The organism is Mesorhizobium sp. B2-4-19, from assembly GCF_006441315.1.
Classification (GTDB): Bacteria; Pseudomonadota; Alphaproteobacteria; order Rhizobiales; family Rhizobiaceae; genus Mesorhizobium.
In genome coordinates, this window is record NZ_VFUV01000014.1 from 52,010 (window position 1) to 70,876 (window position 18,867).

Below are 18,867 nucleotides of genomic sequence, written 5' to 3' on the forward strand. Positions count from 1 at the left end.
AGGCCGCATTGGCGATAAAAACAAATTGCCTTTCCTGTTCATTTCGATAGGATTTTCCTATGATCGGATTGACAGTTCGCCAGATGCATTATTTCGACGCTCTGGCGCAGACGCTGCATTTCGGACGCGCGGCAAAACTGGCCGGTGTCAGCCAGCCGGCGCTGTCCTCGCAGATCGCGGAGATGGAACAGAGGCTGAACTGCCGGCTGTTCGAACGCGGCGGCAAGTCGGTGCGCATGACCGACGAAGCGATCGCGCTTTTACCGCGCATCGAACGCATCCTGGCCGACATACGCGACGTCGAAACGACGGCAAGGCGCGGCCGCACTGCCATGGAGGGACGCTTCCGGCTGGGCATCATCCCGACGGTCGCGCCCTATCTCCTGCCGCGCGCTTTGCCGGAACTGAAAAAGCATTTTCCGGCCCTGTTGCTCGAATTGCGCGAGGCGGTGACCGCCACGCTGGTCGACGACATCGCATCGCGCAAGCTCGACGCCTTCATCGCGGCGCTTCCACTCGATCATCCGGGCCTGATCACCGAGGCGCTGTTTTCGGACCGGTTCTTCCTTGCCGTCCCGGCGGGCGACCCGGCCTTCGCCTCGCCGCCGGTTCCGCCCGAAAGCCCAGCGCTGGAAAGGCTGATGCTGCTGGAAGAGGGCCATTGCCTGCGCGAACAGGCGCTGGCGGTCTGCGGCAATGTGCGGCCGGTGGCGATGGCCAGCTACGGCGCCACCAGCCTGACCACGCTGTTGCAGATGGTGGCGCATGGGCTCGGCGTCACGCTGATCCCCGAAATGGCGACCGGCCCAGCCGGCACCATCCCCGACCTCAAGATCGTGCCGTTCCAGGAACCGATGCCGGAGCGCATGATCTGCCTTGCCTGGCGGCGGAACAATGCAAGGCATGGCGAATGCGTCGAACTGGCCAAGATCATCCGCAGCCTCGGCGCGGCGGTCTTGGCCGCGTGAGAAATTATCAACCGGACGTCAGAGAACGCGGGACAGAAACTCGCGGGTGCGCGGCGATTTCGGGTTGGCGATCATCTCGCGCGGTGCACCGCGTTCGACGATCACACCGCCATCCATGAAGACGAGCTGATCGCCGATCTCGCGGGCAAAGCCGATCTCGTGAGTGACGACGACCATCGTCATGCCGCTCTCGGCCAGATCGCGCATCACCTGCAGCACCTCGCCGACCAGTTCCGGGTCGAGTGCCGATGTCGGCTCGTCGAACAACAGCACCTTCGGCTTCATCGCCATGGCGCGCGCGATCGCCACACGCTGCTGCTGGCCGCCGGACAGTTCGCGCGGATAGCGGTCGACCTTGTCGGCAAGTCCGACGCGCCTTAGCAGGACTTCCGCCTCGGCCTTGGCCTGGTCGACCGGGATGCGCCGCACCTGTGTCGGCGCCTCGATCAGGTTCTCCATCACCGTCATGTGCGAGAACAGATTGAACGACTGGAACAGCATGCCGATCTCGGCCCGGCGTTGGCACAGGAGATCGTCCTTGACCTCGTAGAGCCTGTCGCCCTGGAGGTCGTAGCCGACGAACTGGCTGTCCACCAACAGGATCCCGCCGCTGAGTTTTTCCAGATGGTTGATGCAGCGCAGGAACGTGCTCTTGCCGGATCCCGACGGGCCGATGATGCAGGCCACCGAGCCCTCGGGCACGTCGAAGTCGACACCCTTGAGGACCTCGAGCGAGCCATAGGTTTTGCGCACGCCGCGCGCGAACACCATGGAATCGGCCGGCACGCCGAAGCGGGCGCGATTATCGGACTTCACATCGCTCATCGGGCAACGCCGCGCAGGCTGATCACGTTGCGCAAGGCGCGCATCGTCAGAGGTTCACGGCGCGTGTCGCTGCGGCCGAAATGGCGCTCCAGGAAATGCTGCCCAACCGACAGGATGCTGACCACGGCGAGGTACCAGAAGGCGACCACGATCAAGAGCGGGATGGTCTCGAAGGTGCGGGCATAGATGCTTTGCGCGGTGTAGAACAGGTCGTCGACCGCAATGAAGGTCACCAGCGACGTCATCTTCAGGAGGTTGATCGCCTCGTTGCCGGTCGGCGGCAGCACGAAGCGCATGGCTTGCGGCAGGGTGATGCGCTTCAGGATCATGCGGTAGGGCATGCCGAGCGCGCTCGCCGCTTCCGCCTGGCCCGACGGCACCGACTTTATGCCGGCGCGGATGATTTCGGCCATGTAGCCGGCCTCGCACAGCGAAAGCGCGACGACCGCGGAGAAGAACGGGGTCATGAAATCGTTGGTGCGCACGGAAAACAGCGTGCCCAGGAAGGGCAGAGTGAGCGAGATTTCGCGCACCAGCAGCGACAGGTTGAACCAGAAGATGAGCTGAATCAGCGCCGGGACACCCCGGAAGAACCAGACATAGACGCCCGCGAAGGCGCGCAGCACCGGACTTGGCGACACCCGCATGATGGCGATGACGGTGCCGACCACGATCGCCAGCGCCATGATGATGACGGTGAGCACCAGCGTGTTGCCAAGGCCGCGCATGATCGAGGGATGGAACAGGTAGCCGGCGGCCGTGCCCCACGCGAAGGCTGGGTTGCTGGCGAAAGCGCGGACGATCAGGAAGGCCAGCAGCAAGGCGAACGCCGTGCCGATCCAGATGCCATAGCGGCGCTGCGGCACGACGGTCAGTCGTGACACGGCGGCGGCAATGCCGGGCTCGACGCCGATCTCGGTCGGGTGGGCCACGCCCATCAATGGTCTCCTGGTTGCTGGCCGGCGCCTGACCCAGGATCAGGCGCCGGGTAATTCCTATTCGGCGCGAAGCGCGTCCATGGTGCCGACGAAATAGGGTTCCTTGATCGCGTAGGCGCCCATGCCGTATCTGTCGAGGATAGCCTTGTAGGTGCCGTTCTTGAACAGTTCGGCAAGCGCGCCCACCATCATATCGGCGGTCTCCTTGTCGTCCTTGGCAATCGCCATGCCGAGCGGCGCGACCTCGTAAAGCGTCGGCAGCACCACCAGCTGGCCCTTGCTCGTCACTTCGAAATAGCTCGAAGCGGTGGCATCGTCCATGCGGGCATCAACGCGATCCGACAGCACGGCCTGGACGATATCGGTCGAGGAGTTGAAGACCGACTTCTCGATGGCCGCCTGGCCCTTGTCGGTACACTCCTTGCTCAGCTTGTCGACGAGGAAGTCCGAGGCGCTACCGGCCGAGACGCCGATGCGCTTGCCGCAGACCGGGGTGTCGCCGCTGAAGCTCGCCTTCTTGTCGGGCGATGTCGAGACCGCGAGCCCGGCCTTGAGGAACATGACGAAATCGACCTGCTTCAGCCGCTCGGGCGTCGCCGAGAACGTCTCCCAGGCGATCTTGAAGCGTCCGGCCGCAAGGCCTGGGATCATCGAGGGAAAGGGCGTGCGCTGCACGTCGAGCTTGGCGTCTACGAGCTTGGCCACTTCGCCGGCCAGTTCGATGATGATGCCGGTCTGCTTGCCGTCGGCATCGAGATATTCGAACGGCGCATAGTCCAGCGTGTTGGCGACGGCGAGCGTTCCGCTCTGCTTGACGTCGGTGGATTTCGCAACCTCGGCGGCCTGGGAAACCTCGCCCCAGGCCATGGTGGATATCGCCAGCGCAAGGCCGGTCATTCGCAGATATGCATTCATTGCTGTTCCCCTTTCTTTTGCTTGTTTGCCGTTATGCGCCGGCGGCTTCCGCCGCCTTCTTCTTGCGATAGTGGTAGTTCTTGTCGATGCGCTCCATCAGATAGTCGCCGTAGAGCACCGGCCCGTATTTCGGCTGCGTACCGGCCGGCACGCAGACCGACAGCGCCTCGATCGTCTCGTCCATGGACGGATCGAAGAAGAAGGGCTGCGAATAGCGCTCGCGTCCCGACCGGTTGATGACCCGGTGCGGCGTCGAGACGAACTGGTCGTTCGACCAGCGCGCCAGTATGTCGCCGACATTCATCACGAAGGAATCCGGAACGGGAGGTGCCGGAACCCAGTCGCCGGCCTTGTTCTTGACCTCGAGGCCGCCGACATTGTCCTGCGCCAGCAAGGTGATGAAGCCGTAGTCGGTGTGCGGCGCCGAGCCGAAGAGCCCTTCTTCCTGGGGCTGCGTCGGATAGTGCAGCAGCCGCAGGAAGGTCGTCGGCTGCTCGAAATAGCGGTCGAGGCTGTCGGAGGGCAGTCCGAGCGAGAGCGCGATGGCGCGAACCATCTTGCGCGCGAGCGTCCCCATCTCGTCGACATAACGCTCTATCGTCTCCCGGAAACCGGCAAGTGCCGTTTCGTCGGGCCATTGGTTGGGGCCTTGCAGCGGCTTTTCGGCCAGGGCCCTTGGATCGTCGGCGCCGACCTCGTGCATGAAGAAGATCGATTCGCTCTGGTTGGGCTTGCTGACGGTTGCCACCGACGAGGTCACGATGGTCGAGCCGGCAAAGGGCAGATACCCGCGGAAATTCTTGTCGATCTTCAGCTTCGCCTTTTCCTCCTCGGGCAAGGCAAAGAAGCGCTTGCTGGCTTCGCGCACGGCTTCGACATCGGCGCGCGGAATGGGGTGCCCGGTGACATAGAGGAAGCCGATCGTCTCGAGATAGCGGCGCAGCGTCGCCGCCGTTGCCCGGACGGCACCCTCATCGTCGCCATAGAGCGCCGAAACGTCGAGGATCGGAATTTCGGAAAAATCGCCGCGCTCTTGTGCATCCATTTTCGAACACCCTGTCTTGAACATAAGATACAGTACTGTATTTCTACACATCCGAACGGCCTCATCAATAGGCTTTCGATCGCAAAAGGAAGAGCGCTCAAACATGGCACCACGCAAGATCATCATCGACACCGATCCGGGCCAGGACGACGCCTTCGCCATCCTCTTCGCGCTGGGGTCGCCGGCCGAACTCGACGTGGTCGGCATCACCACGGTCGGCGGCAACGTGCCGCTTGCCCTGACGTCGAAGAATGCGCTCAAGGTGGTGGAGCTTGCCGGACGGCCTGATGTGCCGGTGCATGCCGGATGTCCGGCGCCGATGGTGCGCAAGCTGATCACCGCCGAATATGTTCACGGCGAAACCGGCCTCGACGGCGCCGATCTTCCCGAACCGGTGACGCCTCTGCAAAGTGAACACGCAGTGAATTATCTGGTGCGCACCATCATGGACGCGCCGGAGGGTGAGTTGACCGTCTGCACGCTCGGGCCGATGACCAATTTCGCAATGGCCATGACCATGGAGCCGAGGATCGTGCCCCGGCTGCGCGAAGTCGTGCTGATGGGCGGCGGCTTCTTCCAGGGCGGCAACGCCACGCCGGCGGCGGAATTCAACATCTTCGTCGATCCGCATGCCGCGCATAAGGTATTCGACAGCGGCGTGCCGGTGACCATGGCTGGTATAGACTGCACTTACACCGCGCTGATGACGCCGGAATGGCTCGACCGACTGCGGGCAACCGGCAGCCGGGCGGCGATCGAGGCCGCCAATCTGGCCGATTTCTACCGCCAGTACGGCACGCACAAATTCGAAACGCCGGCCCGCCCCATCCACGATGCCTGCGTCACCGGCTATCTGCTGGCGCCGCAAATCTATGAGCAGCGCCAATGCGCGGTGACGGTCGACATCGTGTCGCCGGAGACGATCGGCATGACCGTGGTCGACTGGTGGCATGTGACCGGCCGGCGCAAGAACTGCAATGTCCTGCGACGCATCGACCCGGCGCCGTTCTTCGAGTTGATGCTGGAGCGGATCAGCGCATTGCCCTGAGTTGCGCCGTCCGCGATAGATGGACACTTGATGAGTCGCGAAGCGCATCGAAGCCGACGAACGGCTTGCAGGCGTCGCGCATGGCGATGAAGGTCCTGATCAGATGAAAGCCGAAAGTACCCCGGCCAGAAGCAAGAGACCGTCCAAAGCTGCTCCGCCTGCGAAAGCGGCGCGGCAGACGCTCAGCCGCGAGGCCTGGATCACGGCCGCGCGCAAGGTGCTGGAGAAGCGCGGCATCGGCGAGGTCAAGATCGACCGCCTGGCGCGCCAGTTCAAGGTGACGCGCGGCAGTTTCTACTTCCACTTCGCCAGCCTGGCCGACCTTCGCGACGGCCTGCTGCAGGAATGGCGAAACACCAATTGCGCGCCGTTCTGGGCCATGCGCGACATGCACGACATAGACGGCCTGCAGTTCTTCACCGACATCGTGCATGTCTGGGTGGATGAAGCACCGTTCAGCCCGCTGCTTGATCTGGCCGTGCGCGACTGGTCGCGAACGTCGAAGAAGCTGGCGCAGGAGGTCAAGGACATGGACGATCTGCGCATCGCGCTGTTGATCCGCTCCTTCCGCGCCATGGGCTATCCCGAGGACGAAAGCCTGGTCAGGGCACGCATCACCTATTTCCACCAGATCGGCCAGTACGCGCTGTCCTTCAAGGAGGACCCGGCGGTGCGCAGGAGCTACCAGCCGCTGTTCGGAGAGGTCCTGCTCGGACCGCTGGTGCAGGAGCCAGGCTCGGCGCCGCGGCCGTCGGAGATCCAGAGCGGACGGCGATAGATGGCGTGCCGGCAATAGCGGGCCGCGGTGCGTCCAGCGGGCCTCCGAGGATCTAGGAAGCAGCCGCATCACCTGCCATGGCGCGAGTCGCGTTCTGGTGGGGACGCACCAGAAAATAGAACGCGACGAGGTGCGTGATCATCAGCAGCGGCACGTAGATGACCGGGATCGCATAGGTCGCACCCAGCAATCCGGCATGGGCGGGAAGATCGGCCTGGATGGCTTGATAATAATCGACGATAAGGTCGATGGTCCCGACGACATTGAAGGCAACGACGAATAGCCAGAAAAGCGGGCGTATCCTTACGCTAAACAGTGCCAGCATGGCCAACACCCCGGTTGCGAAGTCGCCATAGGCGGCAAAGGTGGCGAAGCTGGCGGGCAGGTCAGGGCTGACGACGCCCGGAAGGATGAAGACGAGCCCGAAGAAGCGGAAACTGTGCAGGGTGGCAATGGCGCGTTGCGCCGCGACCCCCTCCATCGAGCTCAGCCAGGGCCAGATGTAGGCACCGAAGCACAGCAGCCATGCGACATAGCCGAGTACGAGCTGGATCTGGAAAAGCATTTCCGTCGACATTGTGGTCTCCCGTCAGCTGTTGGTCGGCGCGGCCTCGAACACCGCGGTCAGGATGCCGAGCCGGCCTTCCATGAGATTTCGTCCCAAATTGGCTGCAAGCTCGGCGAAGTCCGGCCCCATCACCACGCCGAGATTTGGCGAAGGCGGCGGACCCGATGCCCGCAACTGTGCGAACCAGGCCTTGGCCGCCTCGGTGTCGTCTTGCCATGCCAGCATATGGAAGCCCGCCGGGTCGATCGCCTCACGCGTCGCATCGATTGTCATGAGGAAGCTCGTCGCCGGTGTTCGCGCCCAGGGAAGCGGATAGTGCGGCTGGCCGCCGCACAGCACCACGTCGAAGGTGGCAAACCTGCCGCCTGATTTCAGCACGCGGCGAATCTCGCGATAGAGCCGCCCCCGGTCGGAGATGTTCATCGCCACATGCTGCAGCAGCACGATGTCGAAACGGCCGTCATCGAACGGAAGCTCCAGGGCGTTGGCGGTCTGGAACGACAATTGCCCGCCTTGCCCCGTGCGCTCGGTCAGATAGCGCGCGGCATCCACGAAAGGCTCGCTGAGGTCCACGCCGGCAACCAGGCAGCCATAGGTCGCAGCCAGGAAGCGCGCCGGCCCGCCGACGCCCGAGCCAACGTCCAGAACCGACATGCCGGCGGTGATGTCAGCCAATTGGGCAAGCTCGGCGGTGGCCGCAAGCCCACGGGTGTGAAACTGGTCGAGGGTGCCCAGTTGCTGCGGCGTGAGAAGCTGATGCTCCGGGCCGAACTCAGCCAGTACCGTCCTCAACCGTTCAGTCAGGCCGGTCGCGCGATAGTGGTCGCGCACTCCATCAAGTTCATCGGTCATGGCAAGATGCTCCTGTCTCAAGCTCTTACCTAAACCCGCTTCCATCGTTCGACTATCCGGTGTAATCACAACAACCCATGAAGCAGAACTACACAATCCGGCACGGGGCGCTGGAGGGCGTCGAGGTGTTCCTGGCTGTCGCCAGACACCGCAACTTCCGCCGCGCCGCCGCCGATCTCGGCGTGACGCCGTCGGCCGTGAGCCAGGCGGTGCGCGCGCTGGAAGCCCGCATCGGCGCGGCGCTGTTTGTCCGCACGACACGCAGTGTCGGCCTGACCGAGGCCGGTCAGCGCTTCCTCGACCGTGCCGGCCCCGGCTTCGAGGAGATCGTCGCCGCGGGCGAGGCCGCGCGTGACGTCGGCCAGCGGCCGACCGGCCTGCTGCGCCTGTCGGTGCCGCGCGCCGTCGTGCCGTTGATCCTGGAGCCGGTGATCGCGTCGTTCTGCCAGGCCTATCCCGAAGTCGAACTGGAGATCGCCGCGAGCGACGAGATGGTCGATCTGGCGACAGGCGGGTTCGATGCCGGCATCCGCCTCGGGCAGTTCATTGCCACCGACATGGTGGCGGTGCGGCTGACGCCGTCCTTCTCGTTCGTGGTCGTCGGCAGTCCCGACTATCTCGATCGCCATGGCCACCCTGAGCGTATCGACGATTTGCGCCAGCATGCCTGCCTGCGCCTGCGCCGTTCCAACGGCGCCATCGCGCCGTGGACGTTCGTCGACGGCAACGAAGCGATCGAGGCGATGGTCTCAGGCCCGCTGATCGCCCACGACTATCCGACATTGCTCGGAACCGCGATGCGAGGGATTGGGCTGGCGCAGATCCCACGACCGGTCGCCGAAGGTCCGATAGAACAGGGAAAACTCGAGCCCGTGCTGGACACCATCGCGGCGACGACGCCGGGCGTCTTCCTCTATCACCCCGGCAAGCGCCAGATCCTGCCGAAACTGCGCGCCTTCATCGATCACCTCAAATCCGCGATCTGAGGCAATCAAGAGGGCCGCCCCCCTCGGCGTCATCGGCAGTTCGTTGCGGAAGCGGATGACTGCTCTCTCGATAACCCGGTCGGCAACGGTTTCCTGATCAGCGGGTGCGTCATCCCGCATCTGATCGCTCACTTGCATCAGAGATTTCATGGTACAAATATCAGAAATACATAAGTAAAAAATACTACAAGATGGACCATTCCGGTCAAGAACGTCGTTCTTTCAGTGCTGAAGCTTACATTGCATATGAAAAGCGCCAAGACCAAAAGGACCGCGTCAGCAGCCGGCAGCCCCAGGGTCAGTCCTCTCCCCGTCAGCAGGCTGGCGGCTGCGACTCCCGGTATGGTCAGGCCGATCGTGGCGCAGGCCGAACCCATCGCGACATTCAAACCGCGCTGCAGCTCGTTGTTGAGTGAAGCGCGCACCGCCGAAATGGCCTCCGGCATCAACACCAGCCCCGCGATCATTGCCCCCACAATGCTGTCAGCCTGGGTCACCTGATAGGCAACGAGGGTATCTTCGACGCTTGCCGCGACCTGCTCGGCGAGCATGACTATTCCGATCAGCCCGGCCATCAGCAGCAGAGCGCTGGCAGAGATGTTCTCGTGAGGGGCAGCGCGCACCGAAACGTCGTGTTGTTGTCCCTGGATAAAGTCTTCCCGGTGCCGGATGGTCTGCGCGAACACGAAGCTTGCATAGAGCAGCACTGAAAGGACGCTGACGAGACCAAGTTGGGCTGCCGAAAACGTGCCGGGATCCGTGGCCTGGGTGTAAGTCGGCAGAATAAGCGTCATCACGGTCAGCGCGATCAGAACCGCCAGATAGGCACTGGTCCCTTGCCGCACGATGGCCTGCTTGCGATGACGCCAGCCGCCAAGCGCGAGACACATGCCGACAACGCCGGTGGATGTGATCATCACCGTCGAGAAGACGGACTCCCGTGCCAGCGTCGGGTTGTTCTCTCCATGCAGCATCATGGAGACGATGATCGACACTTCGATTGCCGTGACGGCAAAGGTCAGCACCAGCGTGCCGTACGGCTCCCCCACCCGCCGAGCCACCGCCTCGGCGTGGTCGAGCACCACGAAAATGGTGACGAACATGATCGCACTCGACATCGCACCGACAAGGATCCTGGCGTTCAGCGAACCCTGGTCCACCGACAGCCCGCTCGCTCTGACCGCGACGGCCATCACCAAGGCGGCCAGCGGCATCGCATAGGAAGTCATCGATCGTCCGAAACCGCTCATCCAAGCCCCTGCGTGCTTCTGCGAACCTTGGCTGCATTCGCGCACCGACAGATCGAAGCGTTGACCCGTTCACGCCGTCTTCTGCGCCACCAGCCCCAGTTCCTCGATCATCGCCTGACGCATCAGGAACTTCTGCGGCTTGCCGGTCACCGTCATCGGCAATTCGGTGCGAAAGCGGATGTGGCGCGGGATCTTGTAGTGGGCGATCTGGCCGGCACAGAAGGTCTTGATCTCCTGCTCGGTGGCGATCTGGCCGGGCTTGAGCACGATCCAGGCGCACAGCTCCTCTCCATATTTCTGGTCGGGAATGCCGAAGACCTGCACCTCCCTGACCTTGGGATGGCGGTAGAGGAATTCCTCGACCTCCCTGGGATAGACGTTCTCGCCGCCGCGGATGACCATGTCCTTGACCCGGCCGACGATGTTGCAATAGCCCTCCGCGTCGATGGTGGCGAGGTCGCCGGTGTGCATCCAGCCGTCGGCGTCGATCGCCTCGCGGGTCTTTTCGGCGTCGTCCCAATAGCCCTTCATCACGGAATAGCCGCGTGTGCAGAGCTCGCCCGGCGCGCCGACCGCGACGGTGGCGCCGTCGGCGTCGATGGCCTTGACCTCGACATGAGGGTGGATGCGCCCGACGGTGGAAACGCGCTTTTCCAGCGGGTCGTCGACGCCGCTCTGGAAGGAGACCGGGCTGGTTTCGGTCATGCCGTAGGCGATGGTCACCTCGGACATATGCATCAGCGACACCACCTTCTTCATCACCTCGATCGGGCATGGCGAACCGGCCATGATGCCGGTGCGCAGGCTAGAGAGGTCGAAGGTCGCGAAATCCGCATGGTCGAGCATGCCGACGAACATGGTCGGCACGCCATAGAGGCCGGTGCAGCGCTCCTGCGCCACCGCCTTCAGCGTGGCGCCCGGGTCGAAGCCCTCGCCCGGAAACACCATGGTCGCGCCCTTGGTGACGCAGCCCATCGTGCCCATCGACATGCCGAAGCAATGATAGAGCGGCACCGGGATGCAGAGCCGGTCGTCAACGGTGAGCTTGATCGCGGAGGTGACGAAATTGCCGTTGTTGACAATGTTGTGGTGCGTGAGCGTCGCGCCCTTGGGCGCGCCCGTCGTGCCCGAGGTGAACTGGATATTGATCGCATCGCCGGGCTTCAGCCCCTCGGAAATGCGGTCGAGACTGTCATGCTCGTCGCGGCCGGCCATGGCCAGCACGTCGGCGAAATTGAACATGCCCGGCGAATTGTCCTCGCCCATGCGGATGACGATCTTCAGATCAGGCAATTTTTGCGCCTTCAGCTTGCCCGGCGCGGCCTTCGCGATCTCCGGCGCCAGCGTCTCGATCATGCCGAGATAGTCCGAGGTCTTGAAACTGGCGGCCGTGACCAAAGCCTTGCAGCCGACCTTGTTCAGCGCATATTCCAGCTCGGTCAGCCGGTAGGCCGGGTTGATATTAACCAGGATCAGGCCGATGCGGGCGGTGGCGAACTGCGTCACCAGCCATTCCCAGCGGTTGGGCGACCAGATGCCGACGCGGTCGCCCTTTTCGAGACCCAGTGCCAGGAAGCCGGCAGCCAGCGCATCCACCGTGTCGGACAGTTCGCTCCAGGTGAAGCGCTTGTCCTGTCCGACGAAAACGGCGGCATCCTGCGTGGCGTATTTGCCGGCCGTGTCGGAGAAAAGGGCGGGAATGGTCTTGTCGAGCAGCGGCACCTTGCGCTCCCCCGAGACATGCGCCCTGCCGTCGACGGGTGCGATAAAGACGCTGCCGGCGCGCCCAGCGCGGCCGCGCAGATTGGTGGCGTTCTTCAGCTCGTCGAGATTGACCGGCATCGCTGTTTCCTCCCCAGGCCGCGCCGAGTCTATCAGCCCGGCGTGGCAGTGGAAATCCTGTCGATAGTCGAGGAGTTCTGGTCCCTCGGAGGGGCGGTTTGGCTATCCGACCGCCACCGCCATCTTCGCCGCGATGTCGCGCAAGGTGGCTTCATCGCCTGCGGTACGCGCCTTTTTCGACGCGACCAGACAGGCCTGCGACTTCAAGACCACGCCGTCGCCCAGCACCTTGAGATGGTTGGCGCGCAGCGTCGAGCCGGTGGTGGTGATGTCGACGATGACATCGGCCAGCCCGGCCGCCGGCGCGCCTTCGGTGGCACCCAGGCTTTCGACGATGCGATAGACCTGGATGCCGTGTTTCTGCGAAAAGAACTGCTGTGTCAGCCGCCAGTATTTGGTGGCAATGCGCAGCCGCCGGCCGTGGCGCTGGCGGAAATCGGCGGCGACGTCGTCGAGATCGGCCATGGTGTCGACATCGAGCCAGATTTCGGGCACCGCCACCACGACATCGGCATGGCCGAAGCCGAGGCGGGCGACGATTTCGGCGCGGGCTTCCCAATCGGCGAGGTTTTCCCGCACCAGATCTTCGCCGGTGATGCCGAGATCGACCGCGCCCTGGCCGATCTCGCCTGCAATCTCGGAAGCCGACAGGAAGGCGACCTCGACATTGTCCAGGCCCTCGACACGGGCATGATATTTGCGGTCGTCGCCGGGCCGGCTGATGGCGAGGCCGGCCTTGGCCAGCACCTCCAGCGCCTGTTCCTTGAGCCGGCCTTTCGATGGGATCGCCAGCGTGATCATGGTGCCGTCTCCCGCAACGCCTCGATGCGGTCGAGCCAGACGGAAAAGCCGACGCCGGGGATCGCCGTCTTGGCGCCAAGCAAGGTCAGCAGCCGATCATAGCGGCCGCCACCGGCCAGGGGGCTCCCGCCGCCTTGCGCCGCGATTTCGAAGACCACACCGGTGTAATAATCGAGCGGACGGCCGAAGGCGGCATCGTAGCGGATTTTTTCCGCCGGCAGGCCATGCGCCTCGATCGCCTTGGCACGGGCAGCGAATTTCTCCAGCGCGGCGCCCAGCGACAGCCCGGCGCCGGCGGCAAAGCCTTCCAGCGCTTGCGCCGCGCCATCGAGCGGCACGTCGATCGCCAGAAAATTCTTCAGCGCCGCGAAGGCCTCGTTCGACAGCCGCACGCTGCGCAATTCGGCCTTCTCGATCAGCCGCCGCGCAATGTCGGAGGGCGCGCGGCCGGCCGATGCCGACAGGCCGGCCTCTTCCATGCCGCCGGCGATGTGCGCCGAAAGACCTTCAAGATCCCCGTCAAGGACAAGGGCAGCGACGTCGCCGGAAAGCTGGCCATTGCGCGGCGGGTTGGCAAGGTCGCCCAATGCCGCCTGCAGCATCGGCGCCGAGCCGAAGGCACGGGCCAGCCGCATGCGCCAGCCGCGCGGCAGGCCGAGCGCCGCCAGCACCGCTTCGAAGATGCCCTGATCGCCCAGCGTGGCCGCAAGCGACCGCCCAGGCAGCACCAGCGACAGCAGCGCATGCGCATCGGCCACCGAGCGGGCGTCGGCCTCGGCGGTGTCACTGTCGCCGAGATCCTCAATGCCGGCCTGGAAGAACTCGTTGCCGCCTTCGCGGCGCTGGCGAAAGACTTCGCCGAGATAGGAATAGCGGCGCGGCGTTCCGGCCTGCGAGCTTATATGGTCGAGGCAGACCGGAATGGTGAATTCCGGCCGCAGGCACAGTGTCTGCCCGGTCTCGCTCTCGGTGAGGAAGATGCGGCGGCGCAGATCCTCGCCGGCCATGTCGAGGAACGGGTCCGCCGGCTGCAATATGGCGACCTCTACCGCATGCGTGTCGCGGGTGGCGAAGAGGCCGGTGATGTCGGCTGCGATGGCGGGGAAGCGGGAGGTCAATTTGGACTCCGTATCGCACGACCAGGTGATTTGGGACCAGCGGGGCGGCCTCTACTTGCCACGCGCCCTCTCCTCGGCCTGCGCCGCCAGGATCTTCTTCACTTCCGCGACCAATTCATCCTCCGCCACCGTCACCTGCGCCGGGCGTGCGGCGCGCCATTCGGCGTTGTCGGTGATTTCGGCCGACATGCGCGCGCCTTCGATCAGATCCTTGATCTGCAGCTCGCCCTTGGCGCGCTCGTCGCCGCCCTGGATAATGGCGACCGGGCAACCGCGCCGGTCGGCATACTTCAGCTGCGCCTTCATGCCGGCCCCGCCGAGATACATTTCGGAACGGATGCCGGCGGCGCGCAATTCGCTCACCATCTTCTGGTAGCGGCCGAGGCTTTCGGTGTCCTTGTCCATGACCAGGACCACGACCGGCGCGATCACGTCGGCGCTGTCGAGCTTGCCGAGGTTCTTCAGCGCCGTCATCAGCCTGCTGACACCTATGGAGAAGCCGGTCGCCGGCACCGGCTCGCCGCGGAAGCGCGAGACCAGGCCGTCATAGCGCCCGCCGCCGCCGACTGAGCCGAAGCGCACGATCTGGCCGTCCTCGTTGGGGATTTCGGCCAGAAGTTCGGCTTCGAAGACCGGGCCGGTGTAATATTCGAGGCCGCGGACGACGGAGGGGTCTATTTTAACTCGCGCCGGCCCATATCCTGCCGCGTCGCAAAGCAATGCAATTTGTTCGAGTTCGTTCAAGCCTGCCTCACAGGCCGATATGTTGTCGAGGGAGACTTTCAGATCTTGTAGGATGGCATGGTTGCTGGAGCGCATCTCGGCAACTGCTGCGACACAGTTCATCACCAACTCTATACCTTGCTTGTCTAATCCGGCCCCCTTCGTAAAATCTCCGCTCTCGTCCCTGCGGCCGGCACCTAGTAGCAACTTCACCCCTTCCGGCCCGAGCTTGTCCAGCTTGTCGATCGCGCGCAGCACGGTCAGCCGGCGTCCGGCGTTCTCGTCGCCGCCAAGGCCGATCGCCTCCAGCACGCCGTCGAGCACCTTGCGGTTGTTGACGCGGATGACGTAGTCGCCGCGCTTGACGCCGAGCGCTTCCATGACGTCGGCCATCATCATCGCCATCTCGGCGTCGGCGGCGACGCCCGGCGTGCCGATCGTGTCGGCGTCAAACTGCATGAACTGGCGGAAGCGGCCGGGGCCGGGCTTCTCGTTGCGGAACACCCAGCCGGAGCGGTAGCTGCGGTAGGGCTTTGGCAGGCGCTCGTAATTCTCGGCGACGAAACGCGCCGTCGGCGCGGTCAGGTCGTAGCGCAGCGACAGCCACTGCTCGTCATCGTCCTGGAAAGAGAACACGCCCTCGTTCGGCCGGTCCTGGTCGGGCAGGAATTTTCCGAGCGCATCGGTGTATTCGATCAGCGGCTGGTCGGCCGGTTCGAAACCGTAGAGTTCATAGACCGAGCGGATCGTCGCCATCATCTTTTCGACGGCGCGGATGTCCTCGGCGCTGCGGTCGGCAAAACCGCGCGGCAGCCGCGCTTTCGTCTTTTCCGATTTGTCGGCCATGGGAAGGGTACTCGGTGTTTCGTGGCGCTGAGCGATAGGAAATCTCCTATTTCCGCAGCGCGCGTGTCCTAACCGATGCAGCTTTGTGCGGCAAGGGTTTGCAGCCTTGCCTCTCCTGCTGAGAGAAAGGAGGAACCGAACCGCCCTGAAACAGAAACGCATCGAGAATGAAACAATCCCGCCATGGGCGCGGCATCGTGCCGACACAATCGGAGCCGATATGACGCATCGACACGAAGGGGTTGGGGACATGACCAGCGCAGTGAAATTCCATGCCAACGGCGATGCCGGCGAATTGCCAGCGCGGCTGCGCCCGGCCGGCACCCATGTGCCGAAACCGGTTGGCCAGGCTGCCGGACCGTTCGAGGTGCCCGCCGACGCCGGCAAGGCCCCCACCCTGCGCGACGCCCTGGTGACCGGCCTGCTGGTGATCTATCCGACGGTGGCCACGGTGGTGGCGATCGTCGCCGGACTGTTCCTGGCCAGCGCCAACGGCACCTGAAACCGCCCGCTTCGTTGGTTCCATATTTTCTTGATCGCGGGGTTGGGCATGCGGCTGGGCTTCTCCCCGTGAACGAGGAGAAGGGAGCTACGTCGGCCGTTTGAACGCCTTACGTTCCTTCTCCACCTGCTTGCGGCAGACACAGCCCTCGAGATGGTCGTTGACCAAGCCCATGGCCTGCATGAAGGCATAGACCGTGGTCGGGCCGACAAAACTCCAGCCGCGCTTCTTCAATTCCTTCGAAATCCGCACCGAGACCGCCGTCGTCGGGTTGGCGCGCAGATGGGCGAGGTCGACGATTTCGGGCCGTTCCGCCTTGCCGGGTTCGAACTTCCAGAACCAGGCGGCGAGCGATCCGAACTCGTCGACCATTTCGCGGGCGCGCTTGGCATTGTTGATGGTCGAGACGATCTTGCCGCGATGGCGGATGATGCCGGCATTGCCAAGCAGGCGTTCGACATCCTTGTCGGTGAAGGCGGCGACCTTGTCGAAATCGAAGCCGGCGAAGGCCTCGCGGAAATTCTCGCGTTTGCGCAGGATGGTCAGCCAGGACAGGCCGGACTGGAACCCTTCGAGGCAGATCTTTTCGAACAGCCTGCGGTCGTCGGCCACCGGCCGGCCCCATTCATGATCATGATAGTGCAGATAGTCGGGCAGATTGCCGTGCCAGAAGCAGCGCGCGACCCCGTCGGGGCCGGCAAGCAGGCCGGTGTTTTCATTGCTCATTGCGAAAAGTCCATCCGTTAACGCGCTCTGGCGCAGCTTTTACCGTGGCTTTACCAGATTCCTGAACCCGGCGGTAACCACACCAAAAGGTTTACTGACAGAACCGCATTTTACGCATTCCGATTCATGTTTCGGTTGCTGCTTGCGCGCCAATGATCGCTGGACCGGGGGAGCGTTTCCACCCGGTGTATCAGACGATCTAAGGTGCGTTCCCGATGAAGAGAGTTGTGTTTTCCGTGCTCGGCGCCGTGGCTGTGTTTGCCGGCGTCACACCCTCGGCCGCTGGCGACCGCTATGCCGACAGGCCGCCGGTGATGGTGAGCCCCGACCTTTCCGCCCCCTGGGTGCTGCAGCTCGGCAATGCGCCCGGCATCGTGCGGCAGAACCGCCAGCAGCCGCGCCTGCGCACCGCGCAACCGGCACAGCCAGACCGCGTGCAGACGGCGGCCGTGCAGGCGCCGGCGAAACGCATGGTCATGCGCCAACAGATCAACCCGGTCTACCTGCCGCAGGAAGTCGCCTATGACGGCCCGCAGAAGCCGGGCACGATCGTCATCGATACGACGCAGAATTTCCTCTATCTGGTCGAGAAGAACGGCAAGGCGCGGCGCTACGGCGTCGGCACCGGCAAGCCAGGCTTCGAATGGTCGGGCACGCACAAGATCACCAACAAGCGCGAGTGGCCGGACTGGCGCCCGCCGGCGCAGATGATCAAGCGCGAAGCCGCCAAGGGCCGCTATCTGCCGACCTATCTGGCCGGCGGCATCGAGAACCCGCTCGGCGCCCGCGCACTCTACCTCGGCACGACCGAATACCGCATCCACGGCACCAACCAGCCATGGACGATCGGCGGCGCGGTGTCGTCAGGCTGCATCCGCATGCGCAACGAGGACGTGGTCGACCTTTATGAACGGGTCAATGTCGGAACCACGGTCGAGGTGATATGATAGCCGCAGCGAATCAGCTGGTCGGGAAGCACATCGTTTCCTGAAGTCGGAAGGAATAACGGGGGACGGGCCGTATGGGGATGCGGTCAGTCAGGAAGGGCAGCACGGGAAACCGCGCTGCCCTTCTTCTTTGATCGGCGTGCCGCACCTGCGACAAGCCCGCGTCGTTGCGTCGCGCAGAAGGCATGGCGCTTCGCTTTCATGCTGCCATTTTCGATGGTCTTTTGCTATGTCGGCGTCAACGCAAGAAAAGAGTCCCAGCCATGTCCCTGCCCGACGACAGCCGTTATCTCAAGGGCGGCCCGGTTGCCCAGCGCATCATCGCCGCCGTGCGCGAGGATGCGGCGATCGCCAAGGCCGAGGGTTTTCCGCCCAAGCTGATCTCGATCACCGTCGGCGATACCGATGCCGTGGATGTCTATGTGCGCAACCAACGCGCCAAGGCGCAGCTTGCCGGCATCGATTTCGAGGAACGGCGTTTTCCCGCCACCATCACCTCGGGCGAACTGGAAGCGGCCATCCACGGGCTGAACGCCGATCCACGCGTCACCGGCATCATCATCCAGCGGCCGGTGCCCGCGCATATTCCGGTCAAGACGCTGCAGGCGGCGGTGCATCCGCTCAAGGATGTCGAAGGCATGCACCCGGCCTCGATCGGCAACATCGTCTATAACCAGCTTGATCTGGCGCCCTGCACGGCGGCTGCCTCCGTCGAACTGCTCAAGGAGACCGGCCTCGACCTCAAGGGGCTGGAAGTCGTCATCGTCGGCCATTCGGAAATCGTCGGCAAGCCGATCGCCTTCTTGCTGATGAGCGAGGGCGCGACGGTCACGGTCTGCCATCACATGACGCGATCGGTCGCAGCCCATGCGCGCCGCGCCGACGCGCTGTTCGTCGCCGTGGGCAAGCCGCGGCTGATCAAGGCCGACATGGTGAAGCCTGGGGCTGCCGTCATCGATATCGGCATCAATTCCGAGATCGGACCCGATGGGACGAGCCGCATCGTCGGCGACGTCGACACCGACAGTGTGAAAGACGTGGCCTCCTGGATCACGCCGGTGCCGGGCGGCGTCGGCCCAATCACAGTGGCGATCCTGCTGCGCAACACGATGGTGGCGCTCAGCCGCCAGCGCGCGCTGTATGAGGCCACCTACGGCACCGCGGACAGGCTGGCTGCGGAGTAGGCGCC

The 18,867-nt window shown here is 64.0% G+C and carries 19 protein-coding genes; 7 read left to right on the forward strand and 12 right to left on the reverse strand.

All coding sequences use genetic code 11. The features are described 5' to 3' along the window. Positions 1-59 precede the first annotated feature (59 nt). Positions 60-968 (forward strand): hydrogen peroxide-inducible genes activator, encoded by a 909-nt coding sequence (locus FJ546_RS21890; RefSeq protein WP_140891238.1) that lies wholly within the window; start codon positions 60-62, stop codon positions 966-968. Between the two features lie 18 nt (positions 969-986). On the opposite strand, the gene FJ546_RS21895 is transcribed toward FJ546_RS21890, so the two are convergent. The 4 genes from FJ546_RS21895 to FJ546_RS21910 are packed head-to-tail and all read right to left on the reverse strand — an operon-like array spanning position 987 to position 4,691. After that, positions 987-1,793: an amino acid ABC transporter ATP-binding protein gene (locus FJ546_RS21895; RefSeq protein ID WP_019860003.1), complete on the reverse strand. Its 807-nt coding sequence runs from the start codon at positions 1,791-1,793 to the stop codon at positions 987-989. Next, positions 1,790-2,731 (reverse strand): amino acid ABC transporter permease, encoded by a 942-nt coding sequence (locus FJ546_RS21900; RefSeq protein WP_140891239.1) that lies wholly within the window; start codon positions 2,729-2,731, stop codon positions 1,790-1,792. Before FJ546_RS21900 ends, FJ546_RS21895 begins: the two co-directional genes overlap by 4 nt. A 57-nt stretch (positions 2,732-2,788) precedes the next feature. Then, complete coding sequence (locus FJ546_RS21905; RefSeq protein WP_140891240.1) at positions 2,789-3,646, reverse strand: ABC transporter substrate-binding protein; 858 nt, start codon at positions 3,644-3,646, stop codon at positions 2,789-2,791. 31 nt (positions 3,647-3,677) lie between these two features. Continuing rightward, complete coding sequence (locus FJ546_RS21910; RefSeq protein WP_140891241.1) at positions 3,678-4,691, reverse strand: 2OG-Fe(II) oxygenase family protein; 1,014 nt, start codon at positions 4,689-4,691, stop codon at positions 3,678-3,680. Between the two features lie 103 nt (positions 4,692-4,794). Between FJ546_RS21910 and FJ546_RS21915 the strand changes: the two genes are divergently transcribed. Next, positions 4,795-5,739, forward strand: a complete 945-nt coding sequence (locus tag FJ546_RS21915; protein WP_140891242.1) for a nucleoside hydrolase — start codon at positions 4,795-4,797, stop codon at positions 5,737-5,739. 103 nt (positions 5,740-5,842) lie between these two features. Beyond that, positions 5,843-6,517, forward strand: a complete 675-nt coding sequence (locus tag FJ546_RS21920; RefSeq protein ID WP_140891243.1) for a TetR/AcrR family transcriptional regulator — start codon at positions 5,843-5,845, stop codon at positions 6,515-6,517. A gap of 52 nt (positions 6,518-6,569) precedes the next feature. Here FJ546_RS21920 and FJ546_RS21925 read toward each other — a convergent pair whose 3' ends face one another. Together FJ546_RS21925 and FJ546_RS21930 are read right to left on the reverse strand one after the other, a co-directional pair. Continuing rightward, positions 6,570-7,094 (reverse strand): hypothetical protein, encoded by a 525-nt coding sequence (locus tag FJ546_RS21925; protein ID WP_140891244.1) that lies wholly within the window; start codon positions 7,092-7,094, stop codon positions 6,570-6,572. Between the two features lie 12 nt (positions 7,095-7,106). Further along, positions 7,107-7,982, reverse strand: a complete 876-nt coding sequence (locus FJ546_RS21930; protein WP_246686912.1) for a methyltransferase domain-containing protein — start codon at positions 7,980-7,982, stop codon at positions 7,107-7,109. Between the two features lie 32 nt (positions 7,983-8,014). Between FJ546_RS21930 and FJ546_RS21935 the strand changes: the two genes are divergently transcribed. Then, positions 8,015-8,923 carry a LysR family transcriptional regulator gene (locus FJ546_RS21935; RefSeq protein WP_140891245.1) on the forward strand — a complete coding sequence of 303 codons (909 nt, stop codon included), beginning with the start codon at positions 8,015-8,017 and terminating at the stop codon, positions 8,921-8,923. A 146-nt stretch (positions 8,924-9,069) separates the two neighbouring features. On the opposite strand, the gene FJ546_RS21940 is transcribed toward FJ546_RS21935, so the two are convergent. The 5 genes from FJ546_RS21940 to hisS all read right to left on the reverse strand — a co-directional run bounded on the left by FJ546_RS21940 (position 9,070) and on the right by hisS (position 15,503). Further along, entirely contained in the window at positions 9,070-10,173 is a 1,104-nt protein-coding gene (locus FJ546_RS21940; RefSeq protein WP_140891246.1) for a calcium:proton antiporter, read from the reverse strand. Between the two features lie 69 nt (positions 10,174-10,242). Then, positions 10,243-12,015 carry an AMP-binding protein gene (locus FJ546_RS21945; protein WP_140891247.1) on the reverse strand — a complete coding sequence of 591 codons (1,773 nt, stop codon included), beginning with the start codon at positions 12,013-12,015 and terminating at the stop codon, positions 10,243-10,245. 102 nt (positions 12,016-12,117) lie between these two features. Then, a complete protein-coding gene (gene hisG, locus FJ546_RS21950; RefSeq protein ID WP_140891248.1) occupies positions 12,118-12,816 on the reverse strand; it encodes an ATP phosphoribosyltransferase in 699 nt (232 codons plus the stop codon). Then, on the reverse strand, positions 12,813-13,934 hold the full coding sequence (locus tag FJ546_RS21955; RefSeq protein WP_140891249.1) for an ATP phosphoribosyltransferase regulatory subunit: 1,122 nt from the start codon (positions 13,932-13,934) through the stop codon (positions 12,813-12,815). The genes hisG and FJ546_RS21955 overlap by 4 nt, the downstream gene beginning before the upstream one ends. A gap of 51 nt (positions 13,935-13,985) precedes the next feature. Then, on the reverse strand, positions 13,986-15,503 hold the full coding sequence (hisS, locus tag FJ546_RS21960; RefSeq protein WP_140891250.1) for a histidine--tRNA ligase: 1,518 nt from the start codon (positions 15,501-15,503) through the stop codon (positions 13,986-13,988). A 250-nt stretch (positions 15,504-15,753) separates the two neighbouring features. On the opposite strand from hisS, the gene FJ546_RS21965 reads away from it, so the two are divergent. Further along, positions 15,754-16,005 carry a hypothetical protein gene (locus FJ546_RS21965; RefSeq protein ID WP_140891251.1) on the forward strand — a complete coding sequence of 84 codons (252 nt, stop codon included), beginning with the start codon at positions 15,754-15,756 and terminating at the stop codon, positions 16,003-16,005. An 87-nt stretch (positions 16,006-16,092) separates the two neighbouring features. On the opposite strand, the gene FJ546_RS21970 is transcribed toward FJ546_RS21965, so the two are convergent. Beyond that, complete coding sequence (locus FJ546_RS21970; RefSeq protein ID WP_095786844.1) at positions 16,093-16,731, reverse strand: DNA-3-methyladenine glycosylase I; 639 nt, start codon at positions 16,729-16,731, stop codon at positions 16,093-16,095. A gap of 215 nt (positions 16,732-16,946) precedes the next feature. Here FJ546_RS21970 and FJ546_RS21975 point away from each other — a divergent pair, with 215 nt between their 5' ends. Together FJ546_RS21975 and FJ546_RS21980 are read left to right on the forward strand one after the other, a co-directional pair. Continuing rightward, positions 16,947-17,678: a L,D-transpeptidase gene (locus FJ546_RS21975; RefSeq protein ID WP_140891252.1), complete on the forward strand. Its 732-nt coding sequence runs from the start codon at positions 16,947-16,949 to the stop codon at positions 17,676-17,678. Between the two features lie 263 nt (positions 17,679-17,941). Beyond that, complete coding sequence (locus FJ546_RS21980; protein ID WP_140891253.1) at positions 17,942-18,862, forward strand: bifunctional 5,10-methylenetetrahydrofolate dehydrogenase/5,10-methenyltetrahydrofolate cyclohydrolase; 921 nt, start codon at positions 17,942-17,944, stop codon at positions 18,860-18,862. Positions 18,863-18,867: the final 5 nt, after the last annotated feature.